This window comes from Phycisphaeraceae bacterium, from assembly GCA_019454185.1.
In the GTDB taxonomy this organism is placed as follows: Bacteria; Planctomycetota; Phycisphaerae; order Phycisphaerales; family UBA1924; genus JAHBWV01.
In genome coordinates this window covers 2512446-2531709 of record CP075368.1, presented here as the reverse complement: position 1 = coordinate 2531709, position 19264 = coordinate 2512446, and the positions used below count along the sequence as shown (strand labels likewise).

Below are 19264 nucleotides of genomic sequence, written 5' to 3'. Positions count from 1 at the left end.
GTCTCTTCACGCCGAACGAGGAGAGACTCACGATCCACCCCCGGTATGGCTGGGCGAGCCGCGCACTGCGTGAGGGGTGTTCCGATCAGGCGAGGCTGGATCGCGAGCGGCAGAATCTGAGGTGTCTCGGCCCTGCGCGGTGCGCACGCGAGTTCCGGGTGTGATCGCGTCGAGGTTAGACACAATCACAATGTCGCCGGGCGCGACCTCGCCCTCTACGACGGACCACTGGGTCTCAAGCGGGTCGAGGGCGGGGAAGGACGCGTCGAGGTGGTACAGCGTGCGTATCTCGCGAGAGCGTGCCCGCATGATGCCGGGTGTCTCCGCGTCTTCGATCGCGACCATCACGCGATCGCCGTCGATGGCTCGGCGCGGCACTACAAGGCGACGCGACCGGATTCCTGACTGCACACGCGACACGAGAAACTGGCCGGGACGGAGGAGCTGGGTCGTGTCGCCCGATGTGTCCTGCTCGATCTCGGCGTAGAGCGTGATCGTGCGGCTCAGCGCGTCCGCCTCTGGAGAGATCCGCGCGATACGACCCTGCCACGTGGGTGATGAGGGAGAGTCGGATGCCGCTTCGACCTTGTCGCCGACACGCAAGTCGGATGCCGCGGACATGGGGGCAAGCAGAGGGGCTTCGATGACGCTCAGATCCACGACGCGCGCCACGCTCTGGCCGGCGGAGACATACTCGCCCGGGCGTGGATCGACGCGTTGGAGCACGCCCGCGATCGGGCTGCGGATCTGTGTTCGTTCGAGCTCGCGACGAGCGATGCCGAGCGCCGCCTCCTGGTCGAGCAATTGAGACCTCAAGGACGCACGCTGGAAGGGCACATCGTCGAGCTGCTGGGCGATTGCCGCGGCCTCGCGCTCGAGGCGCCGGGCGACCAGCAGGCGGGCGTCGATCTCCGCGGCGTTGGCGGCGTCCCTGGCTCGCGCGTCGAGGTAGCGTGCCAGTTCCGCCTGGACGATCTCGATCTCGTTCTCGATCACGCGCGACTGCTCAACCCAACGACGCTCGCTGGAGTCCAGGCCGTCGATCTGAGCTCGCAGCGCGGCCACGCGTGCTTCCGCAGACGCGACTCGTTTCTCGAAATCTCCTCGTTCCAGCGAGAGAATGGTTGCACCGGCTTCGATCGGCATGCCGGGTTCGATGGATTTGTCACGCCCGACAACCTGCGCGCTGACTTCGGCACTGATCTCGGCAACACGCATCGCCTTTGCTGTGCCGTAGCCCACCCAGACGCGTGGCGCCTCAACCTCGGCCAGCGTCACGGTCCGCACGGTGAGGACGGGGGGCTCGCGATCCAATCTGGCTGGACGGGGCTTTGTCGCGACCAGCACGCCGAAGAGCGCGATGGCGCACACGATCGCGCCCAGCGCCACGAATAATCGAAACCAGATGCTTCCGCGTCCCGTGGACGCACGCCCGGCCATACACCCTCGCAGTCCCCTGTGCCGCGTATCCACGCGCCAGTCGGGTCACAAGGGTACGCCATCGGAAACGAGACACGGTGGTCGGTGGCTGAGGTGTTCACCCCGAAGATGTGCGGGAACGAATCGATGGGGAAGGAAGAGGGTGTTCAATGCCCCCCGCCGCTCCGCCTTCCCATCATCGAGACAATCACCGCGAGCAGGATGAGGCCCATCGCGATGTAGTCGTGCATGCGCGGCTTCTCGCGGAGCACGAGGAGCGTGAAGGCGGTGAAGACGATCAATGTGATCGCTTCCTGGATGATCTTGAGTTGCGGTGCCGTGAACGCGCCGCCGTTGGAGACATGCCCCATGCGATTGGCGGGAACCTGAAGGCAGTACTCAAAGAGGGCGATCCCCCACGAGAAGCCGATCGCCACCAGGAGCGGCCACGTCTTGACCTTGAGGTGGTAGTACCACGCATAGGTCATAAAGACGTTGGAGCCGATCAGGAGCAGCACGGGGACGAGCCAGCGCGAGACCGGCGACGTGAGGAGTGTCTGGATCATGCGGAGTCAAGCGTATCTGATCGACCACGCGCTCGGCGCGCCGATTGCATCAGAGGGAGGGGACTGCCGGGGAGCGACGGGTGGGTGGGGGGCTCATGGAGCGAGGTAGTGCAGCGTTCTCAAGGCCTCGCGTCTTTGCTGTGGGGACCAAGACCTGTGCTCGACGATGCTGCCGCCGAACCAGAGCATCGGGGAGCAACGCACGTCCATGCCGATGCCGTCGATTCCAGAGCCGTCGTCGAACCGGATCTGCCTGACGGGGCGTGTGAGCGCGGGTGTGTTCTGGGTGTTTGGAGCAAGGGCCATGTCGCGGGCGGGCATGCCGCATCCGGCAACGGTGATGCCGAGGGGAGCGTCCGGGCTGATCTGCGAGACCGAGACCTGCAGCGACGATCCGCGAGTCCAGACCATTTCGTTGAGTGTGTAGGTGGCGACGATGTGGTTATCGCGGATGATCCGTGCTTCGAGTGTGTGGTTGACGGAATCGGCAACAAAGACGAGTCGTTCTCTGTCCGAGCACCAGAGCGAGAAGAGCGGCCAGATCAGACCTTCTCTGCTCAGGAGGGCGAGGTCCCAGCCATCGTCGGGCAAACGCCCCGCGATCGTGACGGTCCATCTTTCCGCGAGATCGAAGCCGGAGATCCATGCACGCTCGTCGGGCATGGCCGTGCCCATTCCATCCAGAGACGTGTCGGGGCCTGCGGGGTATCCGGCGTAGCCGCGCCCCTCGGCGAAGGCATCGAGAGCCAGATAGAAGGATTGTGCCGTACCGACTCCGCTGCCGGATCTGATTCTGAGCACTGGCGTCTGGCCGGCGGGGATCGGCAACTCGCCCACGATGGTGGTCGCCTGCCACTCTTGCTCCACGACGCTGTTCAGTGTGCGGATGTAGAGGGGCGGGCTCGCGTTCGGCTTCAGCTCGAAACGGGTTGTGGTGGATCGATCGCTCTGGATGCCCATGGTCCAGAAGCGCATCGCGACCCGCTGCACGCCGACCGTCTGCCCGAACGTGGCGCTGCCGATGAGCGAGATGTCACCGATGCGGGTGTCGGTCGTCCCGGCGATGCCGGTCGCCTTCCAGACCGGGCCGACGCAGGGCGGCTGAGGATCGATGGCCACACCCTCGTCCATCCACAGCCCTTCGGCGTTCCGAGTCAGTGCGACAAGCGTCCCGCCGCCACCGCTTGTGTGTGTCGGCGATTGCCTGAGCCGCTGCATCATGCCGGACGAGACATCGAGCGGCGCGGCGGTGTGCATTCGCGGGAGTGTGGCGCGGCGCAGGCGCGTGCCGGAGGACAACTCTCCATCGATGTAGACGTGATCCCCGTGGATCGACGCGGTCCAGGATGTTGTCGCGCCCGGGGCGAGCATGTGTGCCCAGCGCAGCCCATCTTCGGAATAGAGGAGGCGCCTGGCGTGGGGCGGGAAGAGGGTGCTGTTCTGCTGTGGGTCGTATGTCGCGCAATATGGCCCGCGGACTTCCGGGCGTGGCGAACGGATCATGAAGACCTGCGAGGTGATGCCGTTGGACCATGTTCCGCCGAAGAGACGCATGTGCCGCGGCGAGTCGCCGGTTGGATCCATGAGCATGATCTGCTCATCCGCGAGATCGCTTCCGAGTATGACCAAGCCCGTCGCACCGAGCGGCGCGCACCCGACAAACTGGTTCCCCGGGGTTCCCTCGGAGCCGTGGAAACTCTCCTGGCTCTCCCACGGGCTCACGGTTCCTGTCAGCGACGAGGGAGTGAGTCTGACGACACGGTTGAGGGCCTGCCCATCGCCGATCGACACGATCGCGATCGGGCCATCTGGTCCGGGCACGACCGCTGCGGCGTGGGCGTGCTGCCCAGTGATCGGGGCGGGTGTCTGGTAGATGCGTGTGCCGGTGTCGAGCGTCCAGAGATCGTCCGCCGACTGTCGGGTGGCGCGGAGGAAGTATGCGGCACCCCCTTCGCAGAAGGGCTTGAACCGATAATCGGTCGCGATGAACCACGCTTCGGTGGGTCGGGATTCGGGGCCGCTCGGGCACCAGTTCTGCATCGACCATGCGCGGACTCGGGCGAGCCCGTGCTGGCTCGGCTCGTCCTCGTAGAGGAGCGTCCACGTTGCGCCTCTGTCCTGTGAGACAACGATCGCGGTCGAAGCGACGGGCCAGACGCCGATCGTGAAATCCTGGTAGACCGAGACGCTGCAGACCAGCACGATGAGCCCGTGGCACACGGCCCCCGATTTCGGCTCATACCGCTTCAGCGGCGATGCGCCGCCGAGGATATCGATCGGCCAGACGCTCGCCAGATTCGTGCGGGTTCGACCGACGCCCGTCTGCTCGGCGAGCAGCAGATCGTCATTCGCGCACCAGAAGACATCGACGACCTGCTGCGAGGAGTCCCGCACGACCAGCATCGGGGTGACACCATCGGCATCGACGCCGCTCGCGAGGATGATCGTCGAGGTGCTGGTCTGGCGGACGTTCTCGACGCGGACATCCGACGCGATGGTGATCGGCGGTGCAAAGCGTGGCTGGTGCGGCGCGATGGGCGAGCCATCCGCCGCGACGCTCGGCACGCCCCGAGTGAATCCGAACTCGAGTCCGGGCGCGAGTTCGACGCCGGCATCGAATCTGAAGGTGCGTTCCCGCGCCTCCGCACCGACCGCATAGGACTGATTGACGCCCGATGATTTCGACACCACCGGGACCGGCTGGGCAGAAGCGAGCGTCCAGCAGACAAGTCCGAGAGGCGCGCACGAGCAAACGACGCGCAAGACACGCACCGCGAGCATTGAGCAGCACTCCAAGGCGGTTGTGTCTCATCCCCACGACGGACCGCAACCACGGTTTGAGTGTACTGAAACGCATCCACGCACACAACTGATGCGCCTCGGTTTGCGCAGTTCAATAAGGCATCATCTGGCCTGGCATGGCCGGTGTGAAGGGGCCGGAAACGTCGGCGGATCAGTTCTCGGGCACGTCCGGGGAGGTGACGATCTGGCGGAATCGCTGACGCAGCCGATTGGTGATGGGGCCTTCGCCCTGGGAGATTCGGGTCGTCTTGGTGATCGCCTTGCCGTCGTGCTGGTCGACCTGAGTGACCGAGATGATCTCGGCGGCGGACCCTGTGAGGAAAATCTCATCGGCCTTCAGGAGTTCATCGAGTTTGAAGGACTTCTCAATGACCTTCATGCCGCAGTCCGGAGCAAGACGCTCCATGACGAATCTGCGGGTGATTCCCTCGAGGAGTCCGACGCCTGAGGGAGGCGTGAAGATCTCACCGTTCTTGATGATGAAGATGTTGTCGCCCGAGCCCTCGGTGACATCGCCGTTGAGGTTCAGCATGATCACCTCGTGGCAGCCATAGTCGATGGCCTCGCACTTGGCGAGGATGTTGTTCAGATAGTTGAGACTCTTGATCCGCGGATCGAGGCACTCAACCGGCGTCTTCGGGCGGTTGGCGACGACAACGCGCATTCCCTCGTCGTACATCTGCGAGGGGAAGAGGGAGATCTGGTCGGCGATGCAGATGATCCCGGGGACTGGGCACCGCCTCGGGTCGAGCCCGAGCGTGCCGACGCCCCTGGTGACGATCAGGCGGATGTACCCGTCCACGATCCCGTTTGCCTCGATGCACTTCCGCATGATCGAGACCATCTCGTCCTTCGAAACGGGGATTGTCATGCGGATGTCGGAAGCGCACTTCCAGAGGCGTTCGATGTGCTGCTTGCAGAGGAAGATCCTGCCCTGATAGACCCTGATCCCCTCGAAGATGCCGTCGCCGTACAGCAGTCCGTGGTCGTACACGTTCACCATGGCCTGGCTCTTGGGCTTCAACTCGCCGTTCACCCAGATCAAAGGGCGGTCAGTAGATGGCACGGCTGATGCTCCTGTGGCTGGGCGTGTGGAAACGGTCGTCATCGATGCTGCTCCTTCCGTGCCGCGAGGATCTGTCCAGTTGCGAATCGGCTCATGCCGAGTGCCCGGATCGGGGTGGGAAAGGCCACCTCCCTATCGGTGCCAATCCTATTCGCGAGACCGTAAAAGGACGCACCCACGAGTCAAAATGTTCGCACCGATCTGTTTCCGTTCACCGACCGTACTTCTGCGGGCCAGCCGCTCAGGCGCGGAGTTCCGCGTTGAGTTCAGACTTTGCCTCCGCGATGACGCGTGCGACCTGCGGATCGACCTCTTCATGGCGAAGTGTCCGGTCGGCGGCTCGGAATCGCATGCGGAGCGTCACGCTCTTCTTCCCCTTGCCGGCCTGCTCGCCCCGGTAGACACCGACGAATCGCGACGACTCCAGGAGCGCCATCTCGCGTTCCTTGCCGATGCGTGCGAGCAACGCCTCGAACCTTGCCCATGGGACGTTCTCGGCGACGACCAGCGAGAGATCGCGCTCGATGGAAGGGAAGGCGGGGAGCGGCTCGATCGCGCTGCCGCCGGGATATGCCGCGAGGAGGGGCTCGATCTCCAGTTCGGCGCAGGCGACAGGGTGCTCGAGTTCGAAGAGGTCGAGCGTCTGCTTCGACATGAGACCAAGTGTGCCGATGGCTCGGCGGCCCTTCTCGGTCTCCATCCAGACCGTTCCGGACGCGCCGGATTCCCAAGCGGGGATCCCCGTCTCCTTCGGCTCTATCGACACGCGGGCACGCGGCCCGGCCATCGCCAGCACCACCGCTTCGACCGCGCCGCGTGCCAGGCGCACCGCGGTCTGTCGGTCGTCGTGTGTCGCTCGCTTCCCGGAAAGGGGCGCGTCGAGCAGCATCCCGAGGCGTCGCGCTTCCAGAGAGTCGCCCTTCGAATCCTGACCGAATGTTGCCGAGATCTCGAAGAGCCGCACGCCTCCCGGCTGCTCCACCTGGGCCATTCGGTTCGAGCGCCGGCAGAGCAGCAGGCCCGGCAGCACGCTCGGCCTCAGTGTGCCATCCGCGCCGCGACGCTCATCATCGACTTTCACAAGACCGACGCCCGGCCCCGCGAATGGTGCGGCCTGAGCCGGAGTCACGAACGTGAACGTGACGGCCTCGTAAAACCCCATGCCCGTCAGCACGCCCGTCAACTCGCGGGCGGCACGCTCGGTCGGTTGCGGCGGGCGGATCGCGATCGGCAGACGCTCGGAGACTTCGATGGTGTCCAGGCCGCGGATCCTCGCGACCTCTTCGATCAGATCGATCTCACGCTCAAGATCGATGCGCCACGCGGGGATCTCGCAGGCCAGTGTGTCCTCGTCGCGCTGTGAGACATCGATGTCGAGCCGCCGGAGCATGGCGATGATGTCTCCGGCGGGGATCGCTTGCCCGATGATCGCGGCACACCGCGACGGGCGCAGCTCGACGATCTGCGGCTTGGGAACGGGCTTGCCCTCGCTCAGGATCCCCTCGGCGAGCTCGCCGCCCGCGACCTGCACGATGAGTTCCGCGGCCCGGCGCGCGGCATCGTCCAGGGTTGCGGGGTGGACGCCGCGCTCGAACCTGTATCCCGCGTCGGTGCGGATGCCCAGGCGCCGAGCGGCCCTGCGGATCGTGGCCGGATCCCACGTAGCCATCTCAAGCACGACGTTGACGGTCGAGGCGGAGACCTCCGAGTCTGCGCCGCCGATGACGCCTGCAAGGGACTGGGCCCGGATTGTGTCGGCGACAACGAGATCGGTCTCGACCAGCGTGCGCTGCTTGCCGTCAAGGGTCTTGAGGGGCTCGCCCTTTCTCGCGTAGCGCACGCGAAGGGCGCGTCCCTCCAGCTTGTCGAGATCGAAGACGTGGCAGGGGTTGCCGAGTTCGAGCGTGATGAAGTTCGTGACATCGACGATGTTGCTGATCGAACGCTGCCCGACCGCTTCGAGCGCGTCTCTGATCCATGCCGGGCTCGGTCCGACCTTGACGTTGCGGACGACCTGCGCGGTGAATCTCGGGCAGGCATCGGGCGTCTCGTTGGTCAGCGTCAGGACATCGCCGACGCGCCCCGCTCGCTTCGGCGGGGGGGCACTGGGCATGACGAGCGTGCGCCCGGTCTTGGCGGCGATCTCCCGCGCCACGCCCAGGTGGGACAGGCAATCCCCCCGGTTTGATGTCACCTCGACATCCATCAGCCAGTCCCCAGGCCCCTTCTCGACCGATGATTCGAGCGGGAATCCGACGTGCGTCAGGATCTCCTCGGCCTCGGGCGCGGTGACGGGCTCGGAGAGGTAGCGGTTCAGCCACTGGAGGGAGATATTCATGGGCACAAAGCGTAGTCGTCGCGGCAGGCGGCGCGCGATCCGTCCGAACCTCGACCGCTCTAGACTTTGACATGCTCCCCATCCCGCGGCTTGTGCCCGTGATCTGCGTTCTTCTCGCCAGCGTGCTGCTCGCCGGGTGTGCATCCCAGACGAAGCCCACACACGTGCCGGTTCGGGGTACGGACTATCCGACGGACTTTGCGCTTTCGGTGACGGTCATGACGCCTGGTCGCGAGACGGACGAGCGCGGACGTGATCTTGCATTCGGTAAGGATCTTGCAGAGCGCCCCGCTCGCTACATCGTGGAGCCGGACGGGCTGTTCCGGTCCGCCGTCGGGGCCGGCGCAACGACACGCGTCTATCCCCCTCGGACCAAGTACCTGACGGATCTCCAGATGGCGGATCTCTGGCGTCGGCTCTCGTGGATCCGTCCCGAGCTGCAGATCGGCGACCCTGGTGAGGACACCGTGATCCGCACGAGTTCCACGTCGGCGATCATCCATATCTCGGCCGATGGACGCCGGACCACGCGCGTCGTGAATCTTGAGGAAGATGAGTGGGCCAAGTCGCTCGTGCGCACACTCGGCGAGCACGCGTGGCTCTCGACCGGCTGGTCTTGGTGAAGCCCATCGCAGAATCTACCGAGCGACACGCCATGTCCAGCACCGAAGCTGCGAAACCGAACCAGGACGTGATCGTCGGCATCGATCTCGGCACGACGAACTCCCTCGTCGCGATCGCCGATGAGCGAGGTCCTCGGGTGCTTGTTCCGCCGGGTGAGCGGGCGATTCTGCCGAGTGCTGTGCGCTACGAGGGCTCGGCCGACAAGCCGACGACGGTGGTGGGGGACGATGCGAAGGATCGAGCCGTTGAGTTTCCGAGCACCACGATCACGAGTGTGAAGCGGCTCATGGGCAGGTCGATCGCCGACGCCGCGCCGGACTTGGCGTATCTCCCTTACACGGTCGTCGAGGGTGAGCACGCGACCGCCCGCGTGCTGCTTCCGTTGGCTGGAGGCAGCAGGGTGGTCTCTCCCCAGGAAGTCTCGGGTGCGGTGCTCGGTGCGCTCAAGCGTCGCGCGGAGGCCGTCCTCGGGCACGCTGTTTCCAGGGCTGTCGTGACTGTGCCTGCGTACTTCGACGATGCCCAGCGCCAGGCGACACGCGACGCGGGCCGTTTGGCGGGGCTCGAGGTTGTTCGCATCGTGAACGAACCGACCGCCGCGGCACTTGCCTACGGCATCGGCCTCGATCGGGACGCCTCCCGCAATCGCAAGCAGGACTCTGTTGTCGCCGTGTTCGATCTCGGTGGCGGCACCTTTGACGTCTCCATCCTCCGTCTCACGCCGGCGCAGGTCGAGGGCGAGACGTCCTTCTTCCAGGTCATCTCGACCGCCGGCGACACCCGCCTCGGCGGGGACGACATCGACCACGCGCTCGTCGCGCTCTTCACGCGCGAGCTGAGGGAGCGTGGCTGGTTGGACCGAGGCGCCGACCCTTCGCCCGAAGTCAGGCGCGCGCTCAAGCAGTTTGCCGAGGAGATCAAGCACCGGCTCAGTGCGCAGGAGGAGGCCCGCATCCGCATCGACGTGGGCGACGGGTCTGGATCGCGGATCTACGAGCGGAGACTCACACGCGCCGAGCTGGAGGCGATGTCCGGCGGGCTCATCGATCGCGCGATGCGTGCGTGCGTGACCGCCCTTCGCGACGCGTCGAGGGAGCTGGGCGCGCGGACGCCGGAGGACGCGCGGCGGATGATCGACGCCGTCGTGCTCGTCGGCGGCGCAACACGGATGCCGCTCGTTCGCAGAAGAGTTGCCGAGTTCTTCGGGCTCGAGCCGTACACCGCAATCGACCCGGATCAGGTTGTCGCGCTGGGAGCGGCGGTGCAGGCCTCGCTGCTCTCGGGCGCATCCCGGGGGTCCCTCCTGCTCGATGTCGTCCCACTTTCGCTGGGGATCGAGACCGTCGGCGGCGCGGTGGCGAAGCTCGTCATGCGGAACGCGCCCGTCCCCGCCCGAGCGGTCGAGATGTTCTCCACGAGCGTTGACGGACAGACTTCGATCAAACTCGCTGTGTATCAGGGCGAGAGGGAGATGGCCTCGGACTGCCGGTTGCTTGGTGAGTTCCACCTCGGCGGGCTTGCGCCGATGCCCGCGGGAATCCCGCAGGTCGAGGTCGAGTTCCTGGTCGACGCGAACGGCGTGCTCCGCGTGGGCGCGATGGAGCGCAGGACCGGCCGCCGCGCCTCGATCCAGGTCATCCCCAACCACGGCCTCACGCGTGAAGAGGTGGATCGCATGGAGCGTGAGTCCATCGCGCACGCGCGCGAGGACATGACGCGCCATCGCGTGACAGACCTTATCGTGAACGCCCGATTGGATATCAGGTGGATCGAGGATCGTCTCGCTCGTCTTGGGGAGCGCATCGAGCCCGGGTATCGCGATGAGCTCCGAGGGCATGTCTCCAGACTCCGCGATCTGGTCGAGCGTGCCGCGAGCGATTGGCAGTCGGTGAATCCCGACGAGATCCATCGTGCCAAGGAGACGCTCGATCGATCGAGCGTGCGCCTGCAGGAGCTCTCGATCGTTGAGTCTCTGCGCGGCCATGAGACATGAGATTCTCGGACCTCTGATCGCGATTCTGCCCTGATGACGCCGCTTTTCTTCCCGCGCCGAAAGCACACCTGCGAGCGGCCGATATCTCCGTGAGAGCGTCATTGTCTCGCATCAGGGGAACGGCCATGTTTCACACACGTCTTCGCGGCCTTGTCTTGCTGGTCCTTGTGTCGATGGTCGGCCTCTCGGCGCGTGCAACCGACTACTTCGTCTCGACAGCGGGCAAGGACACGAACAGCGGCACGAGCGTTGCCGCGCCGTTCAAGACAATCACAAAGGCGCTCTCGCTCGCCGGCGCTGGCGACACGATCTACATCCGTCCCGGCACGTACCAGGCGGCCCATGTCGTGTCGCGATCCGGCGCGCCCGGGAAGCCGCTCCGCATCGTCGGCGACATCGCCGGAGAGGTGTTCGGTACCAAGGGCACGGTCATCATCAGGAACCCACCCGGCACCGCCTTGACGATCAAGGGGATGGACCATGTCGAGATCTCGAACGTTCGGGTCGCAAGAGCGAAGGTCGGCATCGAGTGGACGAAGTCGAGTGGTGGCAAGCTGGTTGCCTGCGACCTTGCCAACGCGACATCAACCAATCTCGTCGCTGCCGCTTCAGAGATCGAGATCAGAGACTCCATCGTTCGAGGTTCGAAGGGCGTCGGCATCAGCGCGGAGACCGGCACGGAGCTGCGCGTCGTGAACACGCGGATCTACGGCAACCATGACGACGGCATCGCGGCCGAGGCGGGCTCGGACGTGGAGTGCTGGAACTGCGAGGTCTACTCCAACAGGAAGGACGGGATCGACACGCGGGGGGGCAAGGTTGTGGTTGTGAACTCTCTGCTGCGAAACAACACGGGCGCGGGCCTCGCGGCATCGAAGGGGTCAGATGCCGAGCTCACGGTCTGGCACTGCACCATCGCACGGAACAAGGGCGACGGCGTGAGCGCCGACGCCGGCGTCACCCGGATCTACAACACGATCCTCGCGCACAACACAGGGTTCGGATTCGATCTCAGCGGCGCGAAGGCGGAGACCGACTTCAATCTCTACTTCTCAAACCTGGCCGGGAACAAGCGCGGCCTTGCTCTGGCGAAGAACGAAACAACCGCTGACCCGCTCTTCCTGTCCTCGTCTGTCTACTCCTTGAAGGCAGGGTCACCTGCTATCAACAAAGGTCAGAATCCTGAGCCGAGTGTGACGGACGATCTTGCGGGTTCGGTCCGGCCCGAGGGTGGTCGCTACGACATCGGTGCGTATGAGGGTGTCGCCTCGCTGCTCTTCACGGATGTCACCTCCGATGTCGGCTTCGGCGTGCCGGCCTCATCCGACTCGCTCGATGGCGGCGGAATGACGTGGCTCGACGTGGATGGGGATGGAGACCTCGACTGCATCATCACCGGATCCCGCGCCAAACTTCTCATCAACAAGGGGGGCAAGTTTGTCGCGCAGTCGATCGGCATCGCGACTCGTCAGGCCGCCATCGGCGACTACGACGGTGATGGTCTTGCAGATCTGCTGAGCATCGGCACCCCCGACACCAACTCGGAAACACTCTTTCTGAACCAGAGCGGCTGGATGACGGAGTTCGGCGACGCGGGGATCGTTGATCCGAAGACGAACTTCGCCGCGGTTGCCTCCGACATCGACGGCGACGGTCGGCTCGACGCCCTCATTCTCGCCGGGACGAGTCTCTGGCACGCCGTTCGTGCGACGGGTTCTACACCCGCCTTCACGACTGCGGTCGGGCTCACGCTCCGAGGCGAGACGCTCGGGTACGTCGCATCGGCCGACATCAACAACGACGGCTTCCTCGACCTCTTCAACGCGGGTTCCGGCAGGGTCTTCCTGTCGAGTGAAGCCGGTGCGCACAAGTCGATCATCACGCTCGGCACGGATGCGACCTCACGCGCGCCCGTCGGGGCAACATGGGGTGACTTTGACAACGACGGCGACTTCGATCTCTACGTTGCGGGATCGGCCAAGACGGTCGGCCGTCTCTACGAGGCCGACGGCCTCACCTTTGAAGAGATCGCCGAGGAGATCGGACTGGATAATCCTGAAGAGGTTGCGATGCGAGGGTGCGCCTGGGGCGACTTCGACAACGATGGCGATGTCGATCTCTATGTCTGCACTGCCTCAGGGGGCAATCTCCTCTTCCGCAACGATGCCGGAACGTTCGTGCTGGTCTGGATCGGCGCTGAGGCCCCGGGCGACAACCTCGACTGCGCGTTTGTCGACTTCGACAACGACGGCGATCTCGACATCGCGATCACGCGTGCGAACGGAAGCTCGGTCCTGTTGAAGAACAACCTGGATGATGAGCGCGGGTTCCATGTGCGACTCGTCGGCGCGGGGCCTGGCGCGACGAACACCTCCGCCGTGGGCGTCGTCGTTGAGTTGTACGACGAATCGGGATCGCGCCTCATTGGCAAGCGGACGATCGGCGGAGCTCGCGGGCTGGGTGGCTCGGATCCTCACTGGGCACACTTCGGCGGCGTTGAGCCGAAATCAAACTACCTCGTGCGCGCCCACTTCCGCTCTGGCATCATCGAGGCCATCGCGATGCCGGGGGATGTCTCCAGCGAATTCGGCGGCGTCTCAGTGCCCCGCGTGCTCACAATCACGGAACCGTCGCCACGGGGGGGCTCGCTCAGGGTCGTCCGCTGGCGTGAGATCGGTACGCAGGAATAATGCCCACGCAAGAGCGTGCGCGGATCCCGCACGATTCATGCAGAGAATCAGCGGATCATCCCTCGACCAACGCCATAGCGACGCGCTCCGCGCCGTTTGCAGGTCCGAGTGTTGCGAGTGCGGCTCGCATCGTCGCACGCTTCGACGAGTCTCTGAGCAGCCCGACAATCGTCGCGCCGGCAGATTCCATGTTTGGCGTCGCGTCGATTCGATCTTGGACGACGATCGCCCCCCCGGATCGTTCGAGCACCCGAGCGTTGAGCCGCTGGTGCTGGTCTTTGTGGTATGGATACGGCATGAGCACGGAGGGCACGCGATTCGCCCACACCTCGGCGACACTTCCCGCGCCTGCGCGGCTCACGGTGAGATCCGCCGCGCCCCACACAACGCCCATCGTCGCGATGAACGATTCGACTCGTGCGGGAACGCAAGCTGTGCGATAGGCATCGCGAGTCTGTTCCACTTCGTCCTGCCCGGTCTGATGGAAGACCTGCCAGCCGCGCAGCGCATCCGGCTCCTTCGTCAGGATCTCTCCCATCAGGCGGTTGATCGATCGAGCCCCCTGGCTCGCGCCGGTCACGACAAGCGTCGGGAGGAGCGGGTCGAGCCCGAGAGCCGTGCGGCACGACTCCGCATCGCCGGGTGCGATCGCCTCCGATCGCACGATCGGTGGGATTTGTGTCCAGGGACGGCGTCCGTGCGCGATCGGATCTTCTACCTCGGCGCTCGTGAAGACCTCTGAGACCCTCCTTGAGATCCACCTGTTCGCAAGGCCGGGCGCCGCGTCCAGATTCAGCATTGTCACAGGCGAACGCTCTACCCGAGCGCCCCGGACAGCCGGTGCTGCGACGAACCCGCCGAGCGCGACAACGCGGACATCGCGCCCCTCGGCCCTCAGTGCGCGGATCGTCTCACGCGTCTGGCGAATCGTGCGACCCCAGCCCGCAGCGAACTTCGCGATCCCGCGCGGCGTGACCACAAACGGTGCGGCACTCGTGGGCTCAAAGCGAACCGGCTGCCCTCCGAGGCGCGCCTCGCCGAGGATCCTGCGGTCGATCGCGCGATCTGAGGATAGAAAGACGCACGCGGGCGCGGGCCGTCCAGCCGCGGCCTCAAGCTTGAAGACATGTTCGGCCACGGCCAGCCCCGGGAAGAGGTGCCCGCCCGTGCCGCCGCCGGCAAAGAGGTACGCGCGATGCTCGATGGTCATGCCGTCGCCGCCGATGGATATCCGTCGACATCGGGATCCTCTTGCCCGCGATTGATCGAGACAAGGAGCCCGAGCGAGAAGGCCGTGAGGATCCAGCCGGTGCCGCCCGACGAGACGAGTGGCAGCGCGATCCCCTTTGTCGGTCCGAGGCCGGTGACGACAAAGAGGTTGATGATCGCTTGCAGCCCGACGGTGGCCGTGACGGAGAGCGCGAGCAGCTTGAGCATCGGCTCACGCTCTTTTACGGCGATCGCCATGCCGGTCAGCGTGAGCACGATGAAGAGTCCGATGACGATTGCGGCACCGGCGATGCCGAGTTCCTCGCAGATGATCGCGAAGAGGAAGTCGGTCTGGTCCTCCGGCAGGTATCCGAACTTCTGGAGTCCATGGCCGAGTCCGCGTCCGAAGCCGCCGCCGCCGGCGACAGCCGTCATGGACTGGATCATGTGATACCCGGCGCCCTGCGGGTCTTCGTAGGGGTTGATGAAGGTCATGATGCGTTTGACGCGATAGGGGCTTGTGGCGATTGCCGCGAGCAGTCCCATGGCCGCGAGCGGCACCATGGTCATGAAGTGCCAGAGCTTCGCGCCGGCCGCGATCAGCACGAGGCAGGCGACAGCGCCGACCAGGACGCCCGTTCCGAGGTCTTCGATGATGATGAACCCGGCGACGAGGCCGGTGACGGCGAGGGCGGGCACCAGCCCGGTGATGAATGAGCCGAGCGAGGTCGTGCGTCTCGCGCCGTACCACGCCACGAGGAGGCACATCCCCCATTTGGCGATCTCGGAGGGTTGGAACGAGAAGCCGCCCATGCCCGGCACGGCTATCCACCGTTGTGCGCCGTTGACGCTCTTGCCGACACCCGGTAGGTAGACCATCGCCATGACGGCCACGAGCGCCATTCCTCCGGCACAGAGCACCATCGCGTCGGGCTTCCAGTCCCCTCGTGTCATGGGTTCCGGGCGTGCGAATCGCTCCGCGAACGATCGCACGGGGAGGATCGATCCGGCGATGAGGGCCGCGAGGGCGAGCAGCATGTAGACCGTCGAGCGGGAGAGCAGGATCGACTCCGGCGTCACCCCCTCTTCGGTCCACCCCTCGGCTCCGATGGGCGCGACGGACATCCCTGCCGAGTTCACCATGACCACACCGAGCGTGAGGAGCGCGATCACGGCGAGCGCGATGAAATGGCCGAGGCGGAGCATGGACCACAGTATCGGCCTCTCGCCCCGATCGCCTGCACGAGCGGCACTGTCGCGCGCTTACCCTTGTGAATGCCCACGATCGCGCTCCGCGCACCGGCCAAGGTCAATCTCGCACTCTCGGTCGGCCCGGCCGAGCCACCGGACTCTCCACGCCCGGGGTGGCACCCGATCGCCTCCTGGATCGCCCCCGTCGATCTCTGTGATGAGGTACACGCGGAGACGCTGAGTCAGGATTCCCCATCCGTGTTCGTGGTCCGGCATGCCGACGATGCGCCCCGGCCGACGCGGATTGACTGGCCTGTCGAGCGGGATCTTGCGTTCCGCGCTCTTCGAGCCCTGGAATCACACGTCGGGCGCACGTTACCGACGCGACTGACCCTGACCAAACGCATCCCCATCGGCGCGGGCCTCGGGGGGGGCTCGTCCGACGCCGCGTCAGCACTCATGGCCCTGAACACGCTGCACGGGCTCTCGATTCCCGTGGAAACCCTCACTGATATCGCCCAAACGCTGGGGAGCGATGTCCCTTTCTTCATGCATGCCGACCCTCACACCCTCCCGCATCCCTCGCTGGTGAGCCGCTTCGGCGAGGTGATTGAACGCCTCTCCCCGGTGCATGCCGAGATCCTTCTGATTGTTCCCGGGTTCTCGTGCGCAACGCCCGAGGTCTATGCCGCGTTCGATCGGCTTCCTCCGCGCCCCCTCCGCGAGGCGGAGGTTCGTCAACTGGCGGCTTCGCACACACTCGATCCCGATCGGCTGTTCAACGATCTCGCCCCCGCTGCGTGCGCGGTGAGGCCCGAGCTTGCCCGGCTGCTGGCGCACGCGTCGGAAGCATCCGGATTTCCTGCCCACCTGACCGGGTCGGGATCGGCCATGTTCGTCATCACGCCCCCGGAGCGTGCGCGCGCGCTTGCCTCTCATCTGGCCGGAGACCCCCTCCTCGCCGATTGTGCCCTGGTCGCGACCCACCTCAGCGACCGCCCGGGCTGAAGCGTTGCGCCGGGCTTCACCCTCGCCCGAAGAGTGCCGATAACCTCAGTGATAAGACCGGCCTGACCCACGGCCCAGCACCAGCGATCTCCTTCAAGGAAGAGTCCATGCCCTTCACCAGCCCCATCATCGGCATCGATCTCGGAGGCACGAACATCCAGATCGGTGTCGTCTCGCCGGAACGGACCATCCTCGGCGCATCCAAACTCAAGACCAAGGCCGACCAGGGGTATGAGGCCGTGCTCGATCGCATCGCCGGCGGCATCGCCGATGCATGCACACAGGCCAAAGTCTCCATCGCGGACATCGGGGCGGTCGGCATCGGGGCTCCTGGCCCGATCGATCCGAACACCGGTGTAGTTCTCGAAGCCGTCAATCTCCGCTGGACCAACGCGCCGCTGGCAAAGGATCTCGGCAAGCGCCTCGGCAAGGCCGTCATCGTTGACAACGACGTCAACGTCGCTGTCTACGGCGAGAACGCGATGGGAGCGGGCGCCAAGTCCCGGTTCCTGCTCGGCGTCTGGCTCGGCACAGGCGTGGGCGGGGGGCTCATTCTGGACGGCAAGCTGTACTACGGGCACTTCCTCACCGCCGGTGAGATCGGTCACACCACGCTGCTGCCGGGAAGCCCGCCGGGCTCGCGCTCGCTTGAGAACAACTGCTCGCGCTCCGCTGTTGCCGACCGGATCGCGCGGCTCATCCGTGCCAATCGCCCCTCGATCGTCTCGACACTGACGGAGGGCAATCTCGACAACATCAAGTCGAAGGTCATCGCCCAGGCCTATGAGGCCGAGGACGAACTCGTGCGCGAGGTGATCGACGATGTGTGCGAGCGCGTCGGCGTTGCGATCGCGTCGGCGGTCACGCTTCTCTCGCTTGAGCGAGTCGTTCTCGGTGGCGGGCTCTCCGAAGCGATGGGCAAGCCGTTCGTGAAGAAGATCGCCCAGTCGGTGAAGCGCCACGCGTTCCCCGCCAGATGCCGCGATGTGGATATCGTGGGCTCCGCGCTCGAGGACAACGCGGGCGTGTTCGGGGCTGCACTGCTCGCGAGCGAGCGGTTGTGAAAGGGCCAAAGGGCCAACTTCCAAAGCGCCGAACTCCAGATACACGCTCAGAATGATGTGGCAGGTACGCGCGCCGGATCACTGCCCGTGGAATGTGCCGTGATGCTGTATCGTCACTTGATGGCGGACCTGCGTGTTCGGGTGAGGATCGCTCCGAAGATGCGCTTGAGTTCTGCGGTCTCGGCCGCGATTTCTGAGAGCTGAGCCGATGTGGCCCAGGACCTCCGCTCGACGATCGCGATCCAGAAGCGGCACTCGTTGAGTTCCTTGATCACGATGCCGACGCACTTCGCGAAGTCGGCTCGACTTAGGGCCTCGTCGGCCTCGTATGTGTTTGCACCAACCGAAGTACCAGCCACGATGATCTGATCGACTACGCGGCGAGATCGTCCGTCGTCCGCGAGCTTCTCGGCGAGTCGAACCGATCGATCCGCGAAAGAGACGACGCGGTCGAGCAACTCCGGTTGAAGTCGTCCCACCGCGTCGTCTTTCTGGTCTTATGTGGCGTTCTGGACCTTTGGATCTTTGGCCACTTCGCTGAAGCGTCTACTCAGCCGATGATGCCCTTGCTCTTGAGCAGCTCCATGCACTTGGCAACGGACTGGTCCACCGAGAGTTCGGCCGTCTTCAGCACCAGCTCAGGGGCGTTCGGTGCCTCGTAGGGATCATCGATACCGGTGAAGCCCTTGATCTCGCCGGCGCGGGCCTTCTTGTACAGACCCTTCGGGTCGCGGCTCTCGCAGACATCGAGCGGCGTATCAACGTAGATCTCGATGAATGGCAGCGCGGAGGGCTTCGCCTCGTTGTGCAGCTGGCGGCACAGATCGCGGTCCTTCCGGTACGGGCTGATGAAGCTCGTCAACGCGACGCAGCCGGCGTCAGCGAAGAGCTTGGCAACCTCGCCGATGCGACGGATGTTCTCCGCGCGGTCCTCGGCGGAGAAACCGATGCCGAACCGCTTCGCCGCGGCCTCGGGGAAGCCCTTGCCCATCAGCGACTTGGGATCGGTGTTGAGACCGAAACGGATGTTGTCGCCGTCGAGGCGGTAGGTGAAGATCTTGTTGTTGGCGAGCGTCTGCTCCAGCGCGCTGGCGATGGTGGACTTGCCGGAGCCCGAGAGCCCCGTGAACCAGAGGGTCGCGCCCTTGCAGCCGAGGGCCTTCCAGCGCTCCTCGCGGGTGATGTCGCCCTCGTGCCAGTGGATGTTCGTCGTGGTGTTGACCTGAGCCATGGAATCTCGCCTCCGGCGGGCCTGAAAGGCCGCATGCGATGTGAAAGTGGGCAATCCCCGATT

At 65.2% G+C, this 19264-nt stretch carries 14 protein-coding genes; 5 read left to right on the top strand and 9 right to left on the bottom strand.

The features are described from left to right. Nucleotides 1–27 precede the first annotated feature (27 nt). The 5 genes from KF838_10780 to pheT all read right to left on the bottom strand — a co-directional run bounded on the left by KF838_10780 (nt 28) and on the right by pheT (nt 8191). Nucleotides 28–1389 carry an efflux RND transporter periplasmic adaptor subunit gene (locus tag KF838_10780; GenBank protein ID QYK47263.1) on the bottom strand — a complete coding sequence of 454 codons (1362 nt, stop codon included), beginning with the start codon at nt 1387–1389 and terminating at the stop codon, nt 28–30. A gap of 197 nt (nt 1390–1586) precedes the next feature. Continuing rightward, complete coding sequence (locus tag KF838_10775) at nt 1587–1985, bottom strand: DMT family protein (GenBank protein QYK47262.1); 399 nt, start codon at nt 1983–1985, stop codon at nt 1587–1589. Between the two features lie 93 nt (nt 1986–2078). Next, nucleotides 2079–4766, bottom strand: coding sequence for a hypothetical protein (locus KF838_10770; protein QYK47261.1), 2688 nt, complete (start codon nt 4764–4766; stop codon nt 2079–2081). A 172-nt stretch (nt 4767–4938) separates the two neighbouring features. Continuing rightward, a complete protein-coding gene (gene ilvE / locus KF838_10765; protein ID QYK47260.1) occupies nt 4939–5853 on the bottom strand; it encodes a branched-chain-amino-acid transaminase in 915 nt (304 codons plus the stop codon). A 241-nt stretch (nt 5854–6094) separates the two neighbouring features. Beyond that, nucleotides 6095–8191, bottom strand: a complete 2097-nt coding sequence (gene pheT / locus KF838_10760; GenBank protein QYK47259.1) for a phenylalanine--tRNA ligase subunit beta — start codon at nt 8189–8191, stop codon at nt 6095–6097. A gap of 71 nt (nt 8192–8262) precedes the next feature. On the opposite strand from pheT, the gene KF838_10755 reads away from it, so the two are divergent. The 3 genes from KF838_10755 (at nt 8263) to KF838_10745 (ending at nt 13498) form a co-directional block, all read left to right on the top strand. Further along, complete coding sequence (locus tag KF838_10755) at nt 8263–8814, top strand: hypothetical protein (protein QYK47258.1); 552 nt, start codon at nt 8263–8265, stop codon at nt 8812–8814. A 32-nt stretch (nt 8815–8846) separates the two neighbouring features. Beyond that, complete coding sequence (locus KF838_10750; GenBank protein ID QYK47257.1) at nt 8847–10808, top strand: Hsp70 family protein; 1962 nt, start codon at nt 8847–8849, stop codon at nt 10806–10808. A gap of 125 nt (nt 10809–10933) precedes the next feature. After that, entirely contained in the window at nt 10934–13498 is a 2565-nt protein-coding gene (locus KF838_10745) for a VCBS repeat-containing protein (protein ID QYK47256.1), read from the top strand. Nucleotides 13499–13553: 55 nt separating this feature from the next. On the opposite strand, the gene KF838_10740 is transcribed toward KF838_10745, so the two are convergent. Together KF838_10740 and KF838_10735 are read right to left on the bottom strand one after the other, a co-directional pair. Further along, entirely contained in the window at nt 13554–14708 is a 1155-nt protein-coding gene (locus KF838_10740; GenBank protein QYK47255.1) for a UDP-N-acetylglucosamine--N-acetylmuramyl-(pentapeptide) pyrophosphoryl-undecaprenol N-acetylglucosamine transferase, read from the bottom strand. Then, the gene (locus KF838_10735) at nt 14705–15913 is read right to left on the bottom strand and encodes an FtsW/RodA/SpoVE family cell cycle protein (protein ID QYK47254.1); all 1209 of its coding nucleotides are present in this window, start codon (nt 15911–15913) and stop codon (nt 14705–14707) included. The genes KF838_10740 and KF838_10735 overlap by 4 nt, the downstream gene beginning before the upstream one ends. Nucleotides 15914–15982: 69 nt before the next feature. Between KF838_10735 and KF838_10730 the strand changes: the two genes are divergently transcribed. Next, a complete protein-coding gene (locus tag KF838_10730; GenBank protein ID QYK47253.1) occupies nt 15983–16906 on the top strand; it encodes a hypothetical protein in 924 nt (307 codons plus the stop codon). Between the two features lie 107 nt (nt 16907–17013). Further along, nucleotides 17014–17970, top strand: coding sequence for an ROK family protein (locus KF838_10725; GenBank protein ID QYK47252.1), 957 nt, complete (start codon nt 17014–17016; stop codon nt 17968–17970). 113 nt (nt 17971–18083) lie between these two features. On the opposite strand, the gene KF838_10720 is transcribed toward KF838_10725, so the two are convergent. After that, a complete protein-coding gene (locus tag KF838_10720) occupies nt 18084–18449 on the bottom strand; it encodes a four helix bundle protein (GenBank protein QYK47251.1) in 366 nt (121 codons plus the stop codon). A 71-nt stretch (nt 18450–18520) separates the two neighbouring features. After that, the gene (gene cysC / locus KF838_10715) at nt 18521–19201 is read right to left on the bottom strand and encodes an adenylyl-sulfate kinase (GenBank protein QYK47250.1); all 681 of its coding nucleotides are present in this window, start codon (nt 19199–19201) and stop codon (nt 18521–18523) included. Nucleotides 19202–19264 lie beyond the last annotated feature (63 nt).